We start from the raw sequence: 15,142 nt of genomic DNA on the forward strand, positions 1-15,142 counted from the left end.
GCGCGATTAGGACTAAAGGCTCCCAAGTCCCATCAGAAAGCAGTGGACAAAAAGTGACATACACAGTTACGTCGTAGTCTAGGTCGACCACGACTAACATGCAGCTGTCCTTTAATGGATATTTTTTAATTGCCAAAGCCGGACGCTAAGCTCGAGCAAAAACCAATCATCTGAATCAACTAATGATAGCTTGGTTAATGATTCAATATTCCTTAATCGGTGTAACAACGACTGGCGGTGCAGATTAAGCGCACGAGCGGCTTGGCTGACATTCCCTTTAAATTTGTTATAAATTAAAAAGGTATAAATTAGATCGGTTTGTCTTTTTCGATCATACTCGATCAGAGGGTCTAATGTATCGTTGACAATCTGGTCAATTTCAGGCTCCTTAGACAACGCCATTAACAAACGATTAACCTTAGTGTTACTAAAAAAGGTGCGTTCGCCACGCCCATTCTGTTGGACCCCGATTTCCAAGGCAGTTTTTGCTTCCTGGTACCCTTCAAAAAAACGATTGTCGTCACTTTTTGGTGTACTTATTCCCCATGACAAAGTTGTTCCGTCTAGTAATTCACTTAGCCGTCTACTGATTGTGTCGAGAAACTGGTTAGCTGTTTCCATATACGGATGATGATCTGCTTCGACGTAGATAATCACTTGCCCATTATCAAAGGTAGTCATCGTTAGACGTTCTAAAAGTTTTCCGGCATACATAATTTCTTTTTGAATGTAGTAATTGTCACTTTGTAAGGATGAATTGCTCGGTTTATCCTCCTTATCCATCGCGCTCGCTTGATCAGAAGTGACATCGCCTACAATACACACATAATCATGCTCGAGGTCATAACCAAGTAATTTAGCTTTTGATAATGACTGATCATTGACCGGAAGCTCTTGTTTTGCTAAAGTCAGCACAAAATTGTCTTTTAACTTTACTTCCGTTAATTCAATTGCGTTTTCTTTTACGAAATACAGCGCACAGGCTGTTAGTGCATGCTCCAATACATTCATCACAAACCACGTTAATTGGTCCTGATTAGCTGGTTGACAGACAAGGTATCCTTGAACTTTATGATTGTTGAAGATGTTTAGCTGATAGAAGGTTTGTTTATTGAGATGGTACGCTTCCATATGATAATAGATTGGATGCTCACTAAATGAAGGATGACTAGTAGATTGCTGCTTTATCGTTTTTTTTTGCGTAGGATACACTTGCAAGTCTTCCGATTTTATTCGTTGATTAGCACGAGTGACACCAGATTCATCGATAATCGCTAATGGAATTTGGATTGTGTGATATAGCACACGTGCAATTTCCTTTAATCCCTTGTCTTGTAACACACAATTAATCAATCTTCTTCTTGCTTCATCTGCGTGTTGTCGCTCTTGTTGTCGGTCTTGAGTAATTTTTTCCATGACTGTTTGAAGAATGTCAGCAAACCTTACTTCCCAAGGGATATCCATAATAATCAAGTGATTTTCCTCTGCAATCTTAAGCACCTGTTCAGGTATACCGAACACATAACGACCAGTTGCTATACCGAGTATGGAAGCTCCTGATTGAACAATATCCCGCACGTAGGCTTCTAATTGCTCATGATCATTTTCACAACCCATTCCAGTTGTTAAAACAAATTCATTTTTACGAACAAAATTTTCAACAGGTAATTCGATCACAGATATCCATTCAACCGACGTGTTTTGTAATAAATATTCCCCTGCTTTAATTTTGGCAGTTTTCAAGATGGACAGGTTGACAATATCAAAAGCATTTAACCCCAAAGACCTCACCTCTTCGCTTAAAACTAGTCACAAACCACATCGCCGCTCGGGTACACATTGTTCTGTTCTGCCGATAAAGCAACTGGTGTCACTTTACTTTCAGATTAGCAAATGACAGCCAAACCTTTAAATCATCCACCAACAACTCTGAACAAGTTGACTTGTTCCATTTAAGAAAATTACCTATACATGATAACCAGTCAGTCACCTAATAAAGGTATAATAAATATCATGATTTCCTTAATGATAGCTATGCGAAGTATGAGGTAATTATACTATTCTTTTTGAATACCAAAGCGCGCATTAATCTCACCACGTAACAGTTCTCGTCGATGCTTCTTCTCGTCTTTTCGTTTATCTTTCAACATCTCTTGTCTTATTTCGTATGTTTGAACGCCTTCTTCTCGTTTATTTGCTATTTCGATAAGCTGCTCAACATCCATAAATGAATATTTTCGATTTCCTTTTGCCGAACGTTCCGGAAAAATGAGTTTTCGCTCTTCATAATATCTGATTTGTCTTTCCGTTAAACCCGTTAGTTCACTTACCACACCTATCGTTATAACCTTTCTTTCTTTATACGAAGGGTTACTAGCCATACGATGATCCTCCCCATTCTTATGCATCCTCTAAGCTCACTATTTTGCTATATTATACATGGAAAAATCAGTTAATTATAGGAGTATGTCAGATTATCTAACAACATAAATTGACCCGAAACAAGAAAACCACTTGTTTCGGCGATGTGGGTTCTTTGGTAGTGTTCCTTAACCCTAGACAGCTCTCGGATTTTTTATATTTTCTTATCTTTTGAAAATATACGTTAACAAACCTTACAAAAAAGGTGAAATCACCTTTCACACCTACTATACTACTGGTTAAAAGGAGTGATACGATGTCTTACCTCAGAAAGGCAGTCGAGCAACAAAAAAGAGTGTTTATCAACCAACTGATAAAAGCTGGTGTTTATCAATCTACTGATAACCAGCTATATACAAAATCAGTTTCGGAACTAATGGCTGAATGCAGAAAAATTCAAGAAGTAAAAGAAAAGCCGGTCCTATAACTATCTCTATCACGCCCACTTCTATTTGATGACGGGAATTTCACCTCGAAAACCAGAAACTTATCACACATCCTTATAAAATCGAATAAGCTGTATCGATTCCTTTTATGAGGTGATACAGCTATGAAACTACCAGAGATTTTATCCGGCCCACTTGTTCGGAGAGTGGAACCTTCCCAAATAAATCTTTGGCTAGCAACTAGCAAGACTTTTAAACTAGAGGCAGAGATTCTTATTGTCGAGGAAGACGAAGACACCTTTCAGTACACTAGCTTCAAAACAAAGACATCGGTGGAGTCGGTCAAACTTGGAGCAAACCTCTACATCCACTTATTAACAATTTACCCGGTTGACGATAAATTTCCTGTAAATCAATTACTTGCATATAATATCTTTTTCATTGGCCAAAAGAAAAAAAGTGATTTAGCAAGCTTTGACCTATTATCCACATCCAATCCACACGCTATTGTTTACCCTGGCTTAGAATATCCAACCTTTTTTATTAACGACCAGGAGGAAACCGAGCTACTTTACGGCTCATGCCGAAAACCACATAGCAGTGGCTATGATGCATTAGCTGGTGCTGATGCAGCGCTTGAGGAAAAATATAGTAATTTACAAAAACGACCAAGCTCCCTATTTTTAGTTGGCGACCAAATTTATGCAGACGATGTTGCCCACCCACTAAGTCTTTTTATATATAAACTTGGTCGAGCCTTAATGGGGAAAAAAGAACCCCTTCACCACTTAGATAGCCGCTTGATGAAAGAACCATTTCGAACGGCCAGGAAACAGATCAATGGTAGACAATTTATGATGAAAAGCTTTGCCAAATTCACTTCAACCAATGCAAGCAACCATTTGATTGAATTCGGCGAGTATGCTGCGATGTATTTACTAACTTTCGGACCCGAGCTTTGGGACTTAGCTGAAAAACACGGTGTCTTTCGTCCGTTTCATGAGGTAATAAAAAGCGATAATTTTTATTTTTACTTCACCGAAGAACAAGAAAAAGAGTATGAAAAAGAAAAAAATAAGCAAGAGGCTATCTATCAAGAACAACTAAAAAACGTTTATACGTTTAAACAAAATCTTTTCCGCGTTCGGCGCTTACTCGCAAATACGCCAACCTATATGATTTTTGATGACCATGACATTACTGATGATTGGAACTTAACAATTGATTGGAAAAAAGACGTAAGAAATTCACCATTAGGTAGGCATGTGATTGCAAACGGCTTAGCTGCCTATTGGGCATTTCAAGGGTTAGGGAACGAACCCGAGATGTTTGATTCTTCATTTAAACAGACAATAACCACTCATTTAACTAGCTTATCTGTGACTAACAAAAGCTATGAGCGCTGGATAGAGATGCTTTGGGAATTTAATGATTGGCAATTTGTTGCTCCAACAAGCCCAATAGCCCTATTTTTAGATACACGGACGATGCGCGCCTATGACCCTGAACCAAAGCCAACAAAAGTAGGAGCAATCATCGAGGAAAATATTCGTCCACCGCAACTAATTAATGCCCACGGCTTTAAAAAAGCAAAGCAGGCACTGATAAAAAGTGGTTGGAAAAAGCATTCGCCCCTGACAATTATTTCAGCGACACCATTATACGGCATTGAATTAATTGAAACGTTCTTACACAACTACATCTATCCACTGAGAATTGTTGGTCTTTCTGTTCAAACAATGCTCGACTTTGAGGCTTGGAAGTACAACAGTAAAGGGGTTCATGCCTTTCACAATTTCTTGTTCGACATAGACCCAAGCGTTTGTTATATCTTATCTGGTGATGTTCATTATGCATCCTCGGTCACATCTGACATCACAAATCAAGCTGGTGAGCAAATAAAGATTTATCAATTTACTAGTAGTCCTTTGCACAACGAAAGCTTTCACGGCATTTGGGGTACACTGATGAAGAAAATCACAAAACTAAACGCTGCCAAACGAAAACAAACTATTCACCGTTATTGTGATTCGAACTGGAAGTTAAAGGTTACTGATTCAACTAATCGTTGTCCAGAAAAATTTTATTGGCGAGAGGAAATTAATTACCAGATCATGAACAACGGGGCAATGGTTAAAACAGATAACAATGTTGGGCAACTTCATCTTGGTGATCAATCTGTCCAAAATGCGCTACTAACCTACTATGGTGTGCATCACCACGTAACCTACTACCCAAAGCTTTCATTATTTAATAAAAAGAAGTGAGCCAAATCAGCGGCTCACTTCTTTCTTTTTATTTACTATTGAACGTGCTTGTGTAGGGATTTTCTGCTTAAGAACTCCTGGTGATTACGCCCCCTCTTAAAAGAAGTCTAAAAACCTTATTACCGCTGGCCCTAACAGAACAATAAAAATACAAGGGAAAATAAACATAATTAACGGAAACAACATTTTGATTGGCGCCTTCATCGCAGCTTCCTCTGCGCGCTGCTTTCTTCGTTGCCTTATTTCATTGGACTGGACGCGCATTACCTGAACCATCCCGATACCGAGTTGCTCCGCCTGAATAATACTCCCAATCAAGGACCTAATATCATCTAGTACTAAGCGATCCTTCACACCTGTAAGTGCTGCTCTTCTCGTTTTCCCTAAGCGCATTTCCTCCAAACAACGCTGAAACTCCTTAGAAAGGACGCCATCTTTTTTAGCGACTACCTTACTCAATGCCCCGTCAAACCCCAGCCCCGCCTCGATACTAACAGTAACAAGGTCTAAAAAATCAGGCAACTCCTTTAATACCTTCCTATTGCGCTCTTTAATCTTCCCATTTAAATAAAAAAGCGGTAAAAAACGCGCAAGGATCATACTAAAAATGACAAAAATGATTGTTAACCCAATTGGAAATTGGCCGATAAATCCTAAACCAAACATCCCGAGCGGTAATACAATAAAAAGCAGTAGCTGGACCATTCGGAATTCGACCGGAGTCATCCCGAGCGGATTACCTGCTTGCAGTAATTTCAACTCGATAGCTGCTTTTTGTTCACTTGACAGGTGCTGTTGGTAATTTTTTCGAATCCTTTTCGATAACGGTTGGATGACCCGCTTTGAAAAGGGTTGCTTTTCCGGTTCTAATTCATTGCTAAGATTTCCCTCTGCTTGGAGAACAGACATAACCCTATTTTGAATTCTTTTGCGCTTTTCTACCGCACCAACAAACAACCCGAAGCAAAATAAAAGTAATGTTAAACTATATAACAAAACAATCATCGCTTTACACCTCAATCTTCGTGATCTTATGAATAAATAGAAACCCAAGTCCACTAGAAATGGATGCAACCACTACCATTACAATACCAACCGGATTTTTGAACAATCCACCAATGTACTCTGGTTCAATTACAAATAACAACAACCCTAAAACGACGGGCAACAAACCTACAACAGCACCAGACAACCGACCTTGTGCCGTGAGTGTACTGATTTGTCCTTGGATTTTAATCCGGTCTCTGATAGTCTCGACAATTTTATCTAAAATCGTTGCTAAATTACCACCCAATTGACGCTGAATAATAATGGCCTGAATCATTAAGTCTAAATCGTCACTCGGCATCCGTTCTTTCCACCTGTTCAGCGCATCCTCTACACTTGCACCATATTGCATTTCCCGTAATACATTTTCAATCTCTTCCTTCATCGGCGAAGCGGCCTCTTCCGCAACAGACTTTAGCCCCTGTTGAAAACTAAACCCGGCACGAAGACCACCAATCAGTGCAGAAATCATTTCTGGAAGGGCATCATTAAACGCGTTTAGTTGGTCCTTTTGCTTCTTGACTAGAAACAATTTTGGAAGGTAGAAACCAATTAGGGAACCAATGAGCGCCATCAATAAATTATCTGTAACTAAAAAAATGACACCAGCAAAAAGCAACGTTGTAATCCACTGGAACATAACATACTCTTCTGGTTTTAACGGAAGCCCTGCCCTACTTAACATTAATTCTAGTTTTGTGTTTTTATCTTTCGTTAATATCTTTTGGCGGATTTGCTTTTTTGCTAGACTAAATTGCAACTTCGATTTTTTCTTTTGCTTTCCCACATGAAGTACATCATCCACATCCTTTAGATACCTATCCACGCGTCGATCAATTGACGACGTCCTTTTTAACAAAAGCATGGTAAACAGCGCATAAAAGAAAAGGAAGACGGACAGAAGAAACAAGATGATGATTAATCCTTTCATTGTCCCCACTCTCCGTCTCTAAAAAATACATTGCCAGGAAGCTCAATCCCTGAGCTTTGCAGTTGTTCATAAAATTTCGGTCGAACACCAGTTGGGACTAATGACCCAATCACTTTACCTTGCTCATCAAGACCATTTTGTTCAAAAGTAAAAATATCCTGTAATACAATAACATCGCCTTCTAGCCCTTGAACCTCGGTTATACTAACAATTTTCCGCGAACCATCTTTGAGCCGAGATTGTTGAATAATTAAGTCGATGGCTCCTGATATTTGTTCTCGTATTGCTTTTACCGGAAGCTCTACCCCAGCAAGCAGAACCATCGTTTCAAGTCTTGCAATCATGTCTCTTGGACTATTCGAGTGACCAGTTGCAAGCGAGCCATCATGACCCGTGTTCATTGCTTGTAACATATCTAGCGCTTCCGCTCCACGGACCTCACCAATTACCACACGGTCAGGTCGCATCCGCAATGAATTTCGGACTAAATCGCGAATCGTTATCGCACCCTTGCCTTCTATGTTAGGTGGCCTTGATTCCAGTGAGACAACGTGCTCTTGGCCTAGCTGTAGCTCGGCTGCATCCTCAATTGTGACAATCCGTTCATCATTTGGAATAAAATTAGATAGTACGTTTAATGTCGTTGTTTTACCAGAGCCAGTTCCACCACTAACAAAAATATTCAGTCTTGCTTTAACACAGGCATCTAAGAAAATTGCCATTTTGTCAGTCAAAGTACCAAACGATACTAAATCACTAATTCCAAATGGATCCTTGGCGAATTTACGTATCGTTATCGTCGGCCCATTTAACGCTAAAGGTGGAATAATTGCATTCACCCGCGATCCATCTGGTAAGCGCGCGTCAACCATCGGACTACTTTCGTCAATCCTTCTGCCAATCGGGGCAACAATCTTTTCAATAACAGCCATCACATGCTCATTATCACGGAATGTGACATCGGTTAAAATAATTTTCCCTTTGCGTTCACAGTAAACATGGGTCGGTCCGTTCACCATCACCTCTGTTACATCCTCATCAAGTAACAACGGATTAATAGGACCGAAGCCCGTCAAATCATTAATCATTTCTTCGACAACTTTTTTCCGGTCCACAGAACGAAACGAGTCATCTTCTTTCATTAACTCCATCGCCATTTGGTCGATGTCTGGAATGAGTTCCTCGACATCTTGCCCCTCTTTAATCTCTTGTAATATGTTTTTATGGAGGAGCTCTTTAAACGCTAGCTGCTTATCATTTCTTTTTTTCGGTACCACAGACTTAGTTACTGTTTCTTGTTTACTAGTTGCTACCTGTTCTTTTTGTTCATGATTATCTTTTGAAGGAGGACCAATGACTGCTTGAACCTGCTCTGTCATTGATTGGTCGGTTTTACTTTTAATTCTACTAAGTAAACTCATGACCCTCTCACCCCTTTTCTTCGTGGCGATAGAAGGCCAGTTAGAATGGAGGTTTTCCCGTTTGAGCTAACCGTTTGTTGCTTCTGTTTACCAATAATTCCCTCAGCCATTTTGAACATAGCTTTAGATAAATCACATTTTGATTGGCTAATAACAAACGGAATCCCTAAATTCAACGATTGCGCGGCAATTTTAAAATTGTTTGGAATGAAAAATGCATCCTCTTCCCCAAGCATCTCCGGGACATCATTAGCCGCAATCAGGCTTTCCATCGTAAATCGGTTCACGACAAGGCGTACTTTATCTTTGATCCCTAATTGCCTGAGTGTTTCCATCATCAGTTTTGTATTTTTCAATGCAGTCATTTCAAGATTAGTAATTAACAAGATTTCATCAGCTTCTTCTAGCAATTCAATCGACTGCTCTTGTATCCCTATACCGTGGTCAATGATGATGTAGTCTTGTCCATTTTTCAATAGATTGATTGTCTTTATTAAAGCTTCACTTGTAACTAAATCGGCATATTCCGGACGCTCTGGCCCAGCAAGAATCTTTACCCCTGTACGATGAGCAGTTAAGTAGTCAGAAATAGCGTGTTGATCAATTTGATTGATTTCCTCCATGACATTCTTAAGCGTGAAAGTAGGCTTCACATCCATTGCAAGTGCAACATCACCAAATTGGAAGTCTCCATCAACGACCACAACATCCAATTTATTTTTGTTAAGGGCAACAGCAAGATTAACAGATAGTAATGTTTTACCAATTCCGCCTTTAGCACTACAGACGGAGATAACCTTTCCTTTCACCCGTTGTTCTTGATTAGTTGCCATGTTGGATCTCCTTTCTTTCACTCATTCTTACGGAATAAGACTCGAGTTTAGTGTTAAGTGTATCGTTCCCTTTTCAGACGCTTCGACTAATTTCCTAGCATCATCTGGGATAAGCTCCAATGTGACCGAGCTATATTCTACATAGGTATCGTCCGGTTGTGGTGTAGTAATTTTCCTACCTACTGCAAGTACTCTTACGTTTGTGAGTATTTGTTTCGTTTTGATTGATTCATCCTTTAGCGTTTCTGTAAAAAGGACGTCGACCGTGTCTTCTGGCTCAATCAAGTTAGTGACTGATTGAACGATATTAACACCAATGGAAACGGCACGGTATCCCTCTTTTATCTTCCGAGAAACGACTTGAGCCTCTTCCTCTTCCGCTTTAAGACGATGAGCTAAGATCACTTCTCCCTGGTCAATCTTGGTAGTAGCAAATTTGCCATCAATCTCTTCTAGTGATGTGACTGTTTTCGGATGAATATCTTCTTTTACCATCTTTTTCACTTCAACCATCTCTCGGGTGATTCGTTGATTTTCTGAAATGACATCCTTGGCAACGATGACATCTGCCATGACAGGCCCCGTTTGACCTTTTACATCAGTTTGCTGCATATAGTTAATCAATAAAAAGGTAGTGATTGTCGCCATCACTAACGATAATAAAAAAACAACTTTAGACCTCACTGTGATCACCTACTCTGTTAACCGAACACTGTACGCGCCGCGGTCTACTCCCGCCGCATCTTCATAGCCCGTACCAGTTCGTTTGATAAACATGCCTGTTATTGCTGTATCTGTAGCACTCATCCGCTCTAAAATATAAAAGTATGCAAAGCCAGTAATCTCCACTTGCATTAACTGATTGACGTCTTGATTGTATGGTTTATAAACTGGTACGAGCAAAATCCGGTCACAATCCCGGGCATTAACATCGCTGCAGCTATCTACTAGCTCATCAATAACACTTCTTGTTTTACCCGCAATATTACCTGTTTGGGTGTCAACGACGTCACCTACTTGTAATTCATTTTGAAATCCACTGCGCAAGTTTTCTTCATACGTTCTAGCACCCGGATCCTCTAAGGCCAGTACACCAAAATTCCCTGTATTAACATCGGAACTATCTACCTTAAGTTGATAAGAAACGCCATATTCTAGTGGCACCGATTGATCAATTCCTAGTGGCGCTGCACCACGCGCACGTCCCATGACACCTAATCGTGCAACCGCCCGTGCCGAAACATCAACCGCATCCAAGCCAAAAACCCGTGAAAATTCAAGTGGTACCGGTTTCGTCAACCCGACCTCGACACGATTATTTAATACAACTTGATCATCGGCAACGACTTGATAATCGTTCGTTAATGATTGCCGTTCATTTTGATAGTCTAGGATATCGTAGACTATGGAGTCGATCAACGTTTTATCGCCACTTGTTAACTCCTGTGCCCCAGATAATGCAGCAGCATTTGCAACCTTTTGCAAATGCGCTTTCGTCATATATAATTTACCTCCGTCAATAATGAAACCAGCCATTGTAAGTAAACTCATGAATGAAATAGAAACTAACACTAACACATTCCCATTTTCTTTTTTTAAAAGTTCCTTTATTTTTTGGTACATCTGTCTCCCTCATTCAATTCGAATCGTAGAATTAACGCTTAACAAGATTTGCTCTGGCAGAACGTTACGAACAACAGGGATGACTGGTATGATAGGATAGGTCAAGGTAATCGTTACATAGTCACCAGAATCGCGCTCCCCCTCAGGTAGTGAAAGAGACACATCCAGTTGTGTTGTGTCTCCAGCGGTAAATTGATTTTTTGCAAATTCGATTATTTCCGCATCACTCTTACCGAAACTACTAATCCGGGCCGTTTCTTGTGCGGTAAAATGTAGGGATGCATAGGAATAAATGATTCGCCCGATGTCGAAGATCCCAACAAGAAGAACTAACAAGATAGGTAAAACTAACGCTAATTCTACCACCGCTTGCCCTTTTTCTTCTTTTACCATAATGGGCTAGCTCCGTTCATATAAAACGAGAATAATGCTGCAAAAGCAATAGCTACACCATAGGGATATGTTCCTTTTAAGCTTTCTTCACTAACTGTCATTTTCATTCCATATTTGATGCCGCATAAGGAGTAGATCATATATTTGATTCGGTTGCATGCACCTTTTCGAAAGGTAATTAAAACAAGACCAATCACCCCACCAATCAGTGCCATATAGATAGCAGTAACTAGGACAAACGACACCCCTTTGATTGCACCAATTAGCGCTAATAGTTTTACATCTCCAGCACCCATACCGCCCATCAAATATGGAATTAAAAGAAGGGCAAACCCTACGACAAAGCCTAACAAACTACTAGTAAGTCCGGAAAGTCCATCTATAATTATATGAAAAAGAAGGGCAAGGATAAATGATGGGAAAATCACTTTATTGTATATTTTTCTAGATTTGAGATCTGTAATCACACAGATAGATAGAATGATAAACAATAGTGTGTTTAGAATCATTTGCCTGCCCCTCCTTTCTCCTGTCAGATATTAAACACCACTTGGGTTTTGTAATTTATCAACTACTGATTGGAACTTAGCAATTATTGTGTCACCAAGCGTAAGCAGAATAGCGACAACTCCTACGGCAATAACCCCTAACACTAACGCATATTCTGTCATACCTTGTCCTTCTTCTTCGATAAATAAAGCTTTTAATTTGTTTACCATAATAAAAATCGCTCCCTTTTTAATTAAATGTAATGGTGTTTCCAACAGTTGTTTCCGTTTGTTTCGTTACCCCAGCAGGAAGTTCAATAACAGAATGAACTGCTTGATAGGCTTTGCCAACCTTATTTGGCTTAATTGCTTCATCGATTGCGACGACTTCTAACCGTTCATTCACGTATAAAATGTCGATGGCATAGTTCATAAAAAACGTGTGTACGGACCGGCAGGGTATAATGTGTAAGCCAGAGCCTGAATCGAACGTTTTCGTAAACATAAGTCCTTTTAATCGTTGAAAAAATGAGTCCGCTACTCTTACATCACTTGCAATAATTTTTCCGTTACTCAGGTTGACTAATTCCAGCAAGCACACCTCCTCCATAAGAAAAGCGCAGGGCGCCCGGAGCTAGACAGCTCTTGGATCTTTTTATCCCATAATAAATACCCCGCCTTCACCGAAAGCGGGGTTACTTTATGCTTATTCTATAAAAAATCAGTATTATGTATAGTCTACGTCTGAAGTCTTTTTTATAGAAAAACATGTCCCTGATCTTTCGGTAACTGGCTAGCATAGTGCGAATTACACTGAAGCCCCTATAGCTTTGCGTCACTGGCTTTCACCAGGTTTGCCTTTATCGAGAATCAGATGATATCCGACTGATCTCTTGGAACAATCATAAGCTAGTTCAAAGGAACCGAACATCCATCGATTCTACTAAAAATTTTGACGAGTCTGGAGGAGTATTGTGAAATTTTAGATAAAACCTTGCTATTTCGCGACTATTTTCCTAGTAAATGGCTGGATTAATTACATTTCATTTCCATTAACTTGAAATAAAACAGCAACATTAGACTAGACATAAAATTAAATGTTTTTCGAATACACAGTTAAACCGATTACTTCTACGCATATTGTAATAAAAACGTATCAAGCATCTAATCCAAAAGGCGCAAATGTTTCCAAATTGAAACAAATCATTTAGTCCTAGTACGGTTATTTCTGATATAGTTACTAAAGAAGGGAGCTGATCTACATGAAAATGACAATAACACAACCTGCAGCAAAATGGTTCGTCGATGAATTATCATTAAACGAGGGAGATTATGTTCGCTTTCTTGTCAGGTATGGTGGCCATGGCGGCATTCACAAAGGTTTCTCCTTAGCTATTTCTAACGATAAACCAAATGATCCCGCCATCCACACAGAAGCACTAGGCATTACCTTTTATGTCGAAAATTCAGATATTTGGTACTTTGATGATAAAGATTTTCATATCAAATATAGTCGTAAATATGACGAAATAGAATATATCGTAGGAAACTAAGAAAAGCGGGAGCGCCTTGGTTACCCCCGACAAGCTTAAGCAGAAAATCTATGTGGCGCTCTTTGCCACAAAGATTTTCTGCTTAAGACCTCGAGGGGGCTAGGCGCCCGGAGCTAGACAAGAAGAAAAGCGGAAGCGCCTTGGTTACCCCCGACAAGCTTAAGCAGAAAATCTATGTGGCGTTCTTTGCCACAAAGATTTTCCGCTTAAGACCTCGAGGGGGCTAGGCGCCCGGAGCTAGACAAGAAGAAAAGCGGAAGCGCCTGGTTAGACTAAGGCAGGCATAAGACAAGACCTGACGTGGCGGGCTTTGCCACAGAAGGGATTGACGACTTATGACCTCAGGCGGGCTAGACTGATCCTGGTTTTTTCTATCTTTCTTATCTAGCAAAAAAAGACCGAATCCAAATGATCCGGTCTTTTTTTGTTATGATATCTGTTTCTGAATTTCTATCCAATTCATTTGCTTATTTCAAGCTAATTATTGCGCTTGCTTTTTTGCTAGTTACGTCTATTGTTTGGCCAGGTATGCCGAAGTATGGTGTGCCATCATTATTCCAGAATAAACGCTGAACACGGGCATGACGGTTATGGTCATATAACGGATTACCTTCAACTTCTTTATATGGACGTGCATGATAGACAAGTAAATCATTACCGTCTTCATCAACAGAAAAACTGTTGTGACCCGGACCATATTCACTTGTCTCTTCACTTGATACAAACACAGGCTCTGGATTTTTCGTCCATGATTCTGGACTTAATAAATCGCTATTTTCATCAGCAAATAACAATCCCATTGCATAACGGTCATCGGTTGCTGCACCAGAGTAAGCAATAAACACCTTGCCATTGCGGTGCAGGAAGGCTGGCCCTTCATTTACATAAAACCCCGCTTGCTCCCATTCGTATTCAGGCGTTGATAGAAAAACCTGCTCCTTAATTGTCCACGGATTTTCCATTTCTGCTATATACATGTTTGAGATCGTGTCATTCTCTACCTTCTGCGCCCAAACAAGATAACGCTTCCCTTTATGCTCAAACGTTGTTGCATCTAAAGAAAAGCTTTGGAATTCAGTATTTATTTGCCCCTTTTCTTCCCACTTTGCCTGTAGTGGATTTTCTCCATCTGCCTCTAACACATATGGACGAATTGCCCATACATCATCCTTATCACCTGCAGCAAAATAGATATACCATTTCCCATCAATAAAATGAAGTTCTGGTGCCCATATATGCTCTGACATTATCCCGCTCCCATGCTTTTCCCACACAACCGTCTCTGGTGCATCGATTAATCCTTCAATTGTTGTTGACCGGCGGAGAACAATTCGGTCATAAAGTGGATAAGATCCAGTGAAATAATAATAGCCATCAGAATGTTTATATAAATAAGGATCTGCCCTTTGTTCAATTAATGGCTTTGGGTATGTCTTATGTTGTAATTCACCTTCAACAGTAATTGTTCCACTAGTAGCAAGCTTTGACTGATCAAGATCATCCCATGCTACGTTAAATGTTGCTACAACCCCATTATCAAGGATTGCCTCCACTTTTTTAGGAAGCTCTGGTTGTTGTCCAACCGATGTCGTTACTTCTACTTGTTTAATATCTTGTACTTTCATCCAAGCCTCTTCCTCTCCGCAAAATCAATTTTTTATGATTTGATTATACCAGAAAATTGTACTTACAAGTAGTTATTATTTCACTCTGTATTAATGAGTTATCCTAACAACTAATTCAATCCACTATACAGCCACCAGGCTAAACACCTTTCTT

The 15,142-nt window shown here is 39.8% G+C and carries 16 protein-coding genes and 1 riboswitch; of the genes, 3 read left to right on the forward strand and 13 right to left on the reverse strand.

Annotated features, from left to right (window positions below):
* Positions 1-111: 111 nt before the first annotated feature.
* Positions 112-1,782, reverse strand: a complete 1,671-nt coding sequence (locus NC799_RS08370) for a PucR family transcriptional regulator (protein WP_272445965.1) — start codon at positions 1,780-1,782, stop codon at positions 112-114.
* Between the two features lie 275 nt (positions 1,783-2,057).
* Positions 2,058-2,381, reverse strand: a complete 324-nt coding sequence (locus tag NC799_RS08375; protein WP_272445966.1) for a MerR family transcriptional regulator — start codon at positions 2,379-2,381, stop codon at positions 2,058-2,060.
* A gap of 296 nt (positions 2,382-2,677) precedes the next feature.
* Between NC799_RS08375 and NC799_RS08380 the strand changes: the two genes are divergently transcribed.
* Positions 2,678-2,848: a Fur-regulated basic protein FbpA gene (locus tag NC799_RS08380; protein WP_272445967.1), complete on the forward strand. Its 171-nt coding sequence runs from the start codon at positions 2,678-2,680 to the stop codon at positions 2,846-2,848.
* Positions 2,849-2,971: 123 nt separating this feature from the next.
* Complete coding sequence (locus NC799_RS08385; protein ID WP_272445968.1) at positions 2,972-5,074, forward strand: metallophosphoesterase family protein; 2,103 nt, start codon at positions 2,972-2,974, stop codon at positions 5,072-5,074.
* Positions 5,075-5,170: 96 nt separating this feature from the next.
* Here NC799_RS08385 and NC799_RS08390 read toward each other — a convergent pair whose 3' ends face one another.
* Genes NC799_RS08390 through NC799_RS08435 form a run of 10 tightly spaced genes read right to left on the reverse strand, consistent with a single transcriptional unit; the run spans position 5,171 to position 12,405 of the window.
* Positions 5,171-6,079 (reverse strand): type II secretion system F family protein, encoded by a 909-nt coding sequence (locus NC799_RS08390; protein ID WP_272445969.1) that lies wholly within the window; start codon positions 6,077-6,079, stop codon positions 5,171-5,173.
* 4 nt (positions 6,080-6,083) lie between these two features.
* The gene (locus NC799_RS08395) at positions 6,084-7,052 is read right to left on the reverse strand and encodes a type II secretion system F family protein (RefSeq protein ID WP_272445970.1); all 969 of its coding nucleotides are present in this window, start codon (positions 7,050-7,052) and stop codon (positions 6,084-6,086) included.
* Complete coding sequence (locus NC799_RS08400; protein WP_272445971.1) at positions 7,049-8,473, reverse strand: CpaF family protein; 1,425 nt, start codon at positions 8,471-8,473, stop codon at positions 7,049-7,051. Before NC799_RS08400 ends, NC799_RS08395 begins: the two co-directional genes overlap by 4 nt.
* Positions 8,470-9,306, reverse strand: coding sequence for an AAA family ATPase (locus tag NC799_RS08405; RefSeq protein WP_272445972.1), 837 nt, complete (start codon positions 9,304-9,306; stop codon positions 8,470-8,472). Before NC799_RS08405 ends, NC799_RS08400 begins: the two co-directional genes overlap by 4 nt.
* Positions 9,307-9,333: 27 nt before the next feature.
* Positions 9,334-9,990 (reverse strand): Flp pilus assembly protein CpaB, encoded by a 657-nt coding sequence (cpaB, locus tag NC799_RS08410; RefSeq protein ID WP_272445973.1) that lies wholly within the window; start codon positions 9,988-9,990, stop codon positions 9,334-9,336.
* A 9-nt stretch (positions 9,991-9,999) separates the two neighbouring features.
* Entirely contained in the window at positions 10,000-10,929 is a 930-nt protein-coding gene (locus tag NC799_RS08415) for a pilus assembly protein TadG-related protein (protein WP_272445974.1), read from the reverse strand.
* Positions 10,930-10,938: 9 nt separating this feature from the next.
* Complete coding sequence (locus tag NC799_RS08420; protein ID WP_272445975.1) at positions 10,939-11,322, reverse strand: TadE/TadG family type IV pilus assembly protein; 384 nt, start codon at positions 11,320-11,322, stop codon at positions 10,939-10,941.
* The gene (locus tag NC799_RS08425) at positions 11,316-11,831 is read right to left on the reverse strand and encodes an A24 family peptidase (RefSeq protein WP_272445976.1); all 516 of its coding nucleotides are present in this window, start codon (positions 11,829-11,831) and stop codon (positions 11,316-11,318) included. Before NC799_RS08425 ends, NC799_RS08420 begins: the two co-directional genes overlap by 7 nt.
* A gap of 30 nt (positions 11,832-11,861) precedes the next feature.
* A complete protein-coding gene (locus tag NC799_RS08430) occupies positions 11,862-12,041 on the reverse strand; it encodes a Flp family type IVb pilin (protein WP_272445977.1) in 180 nt (59 codons plus the stop codon).
* A 19-nt stretch (positions 12,042-12,060) separates the two neighbouring features.
* A complete protein-coding gene (locus tag NC799_RS08435; protein WP_272445978.1) occupies positions 12,061-12,405 on the reverse strand; it encodes a DUF192 domain-containing protein in 345 nt (114 codons plus the stop codon).
* A gap of 186 nt (positions 12,406-12,591) precedes the next feature.
* Positions 12,592-12,679, reverse strand: a riboswitch (cyclic di-GMP riboswitch).
* A 393-nt stretch (positions 12,680-13,072) separates the two neighbouring features.
* Here NC799_RS08435 and NC799_RS08440 point away from each other — a divergent pair.
* Positions 13,073-13,363, forward strand: coding sequence for a HesB/YadR/YfhF family protein (locus NC799_RS08440; protein WP_272445980.1), 291 nt, complete (start codon positions 13,073-13,075; stop codon positions 13,361-13,363).
* Positions 13,364-13,830: 467 nt separating this feature from the next.
* On the opposite strand, the gene NC799_RS08445 is transcribed toward NC799_RS08440, so the two are convergent.
* On the reverse strand, positions 13,831-14,988 hold the full coding sequence (locus NC799_RS08445; RefSeq protein WP_272445982.1) for a family 43 glycosylhydrolase: 1,158 nt from the start codon (positions 14,986-14,988) through the stop codon (positions 13,831-13,833).
* Positions 14,989-15,142 lie beyond the last annotated feature (154 nt).

This window comes from Aquibacillus salsiterrae, from assembly GCF_028416595.1.
Lineage (GTDB): Bacteria > Bacillota > Bacilli > Bacillales > Amphibacillaceae > Aquibacillus_A > Aquibacillus_A salsiterrae.

Coding starts and splice junctions, on each gene's coding strand:
- NC799_RS08375 (WP_272445966.1), bottom strand. CDS start 2,381: ATGGCTAGTAACCCTTCGTATAAAGAAAGAAAGGTTATAACGATAGGT.
- NC799_RS08380 (WP_272445967.1), top strand. CDS start 2,678: ATGTCTTACCTCAGAAAGGCAGTCGAGCAACAAAAAAGAGTGTTTATC.
- NC799_RS08385 (WP_272445968.1), top strand. CDS start 2,972: ATGAAACTACCAGAGATTTTATCCGGCCCACTTGTTCGGAGAGTGGAA.
- NC799_RS08390 (WP_272445969.1), bottom strand. CDS start 6,079: ATGATTGTTTTGTTATATAGTTTAACATTACTTTTATTTTGCTTCGGG.
- NC799_RS08395 (WP_272445970.1), bottom strand. CDS start 7,052: ATGAAAGGATTAATCATCATCTTGTTTCTTCTGTCCGTCTTCCTTTTC.
- NC799_RS08400 (WP_272445971.1), bottom strand. CDS start 8,473: ATGAGTTTACTTAGTAGAATTAAAAGTAAAACCGACCAATCAATGACA.
- NC799_RS08405 (WP_272445972.1), bottom strand. CDS start 9,306: ATGGCAACTAATCAAGAACAACGGGTGAAAGGAAAGGTTATCTCCGTC.
- NC799_RS08415 (WP_272445974.1), bottom strand. CDS start 10,929: ATGTACCAAAAAATAAAGGAACTTTTAAAAAAAGAAAATGGGAATGTG.
- NC799_RS08420 (WP_272445975.1), bottom strand. CDS start 11,322: ATGGTAAAAGAAGAAAAAGGGCAAGCGGTGGTAGAATTAGCGTTAGTT.
- NC799_RS08425 (WP_272445976.1), bottom strand. CDS start 11,831: ATGATTCTAAACACACTATTGTTTATCATTCTATCTATCTGTGTGATT.
- NC799_RS08430 (WP_272445977.1), bottom strand. CDS start 12,041: ATGGTAAACAAATTAAAAGCTTTATTTATCGAAGAAGAAGGACAAGGT.
- NC799_RS08440 (WP_272445980.1), top strand. CDS start 13,073: ATGAAAATGACAATAACACAACCTGCAGCAAAATGGTTCGTCGATGAA.
- NC799_RS08445 (WP_272445982.1), bottom strand. CDS start 14,988: ATGAAAGTACAAGATATTAAACAAGTAGAAGTAACGACATCGGTTGGA.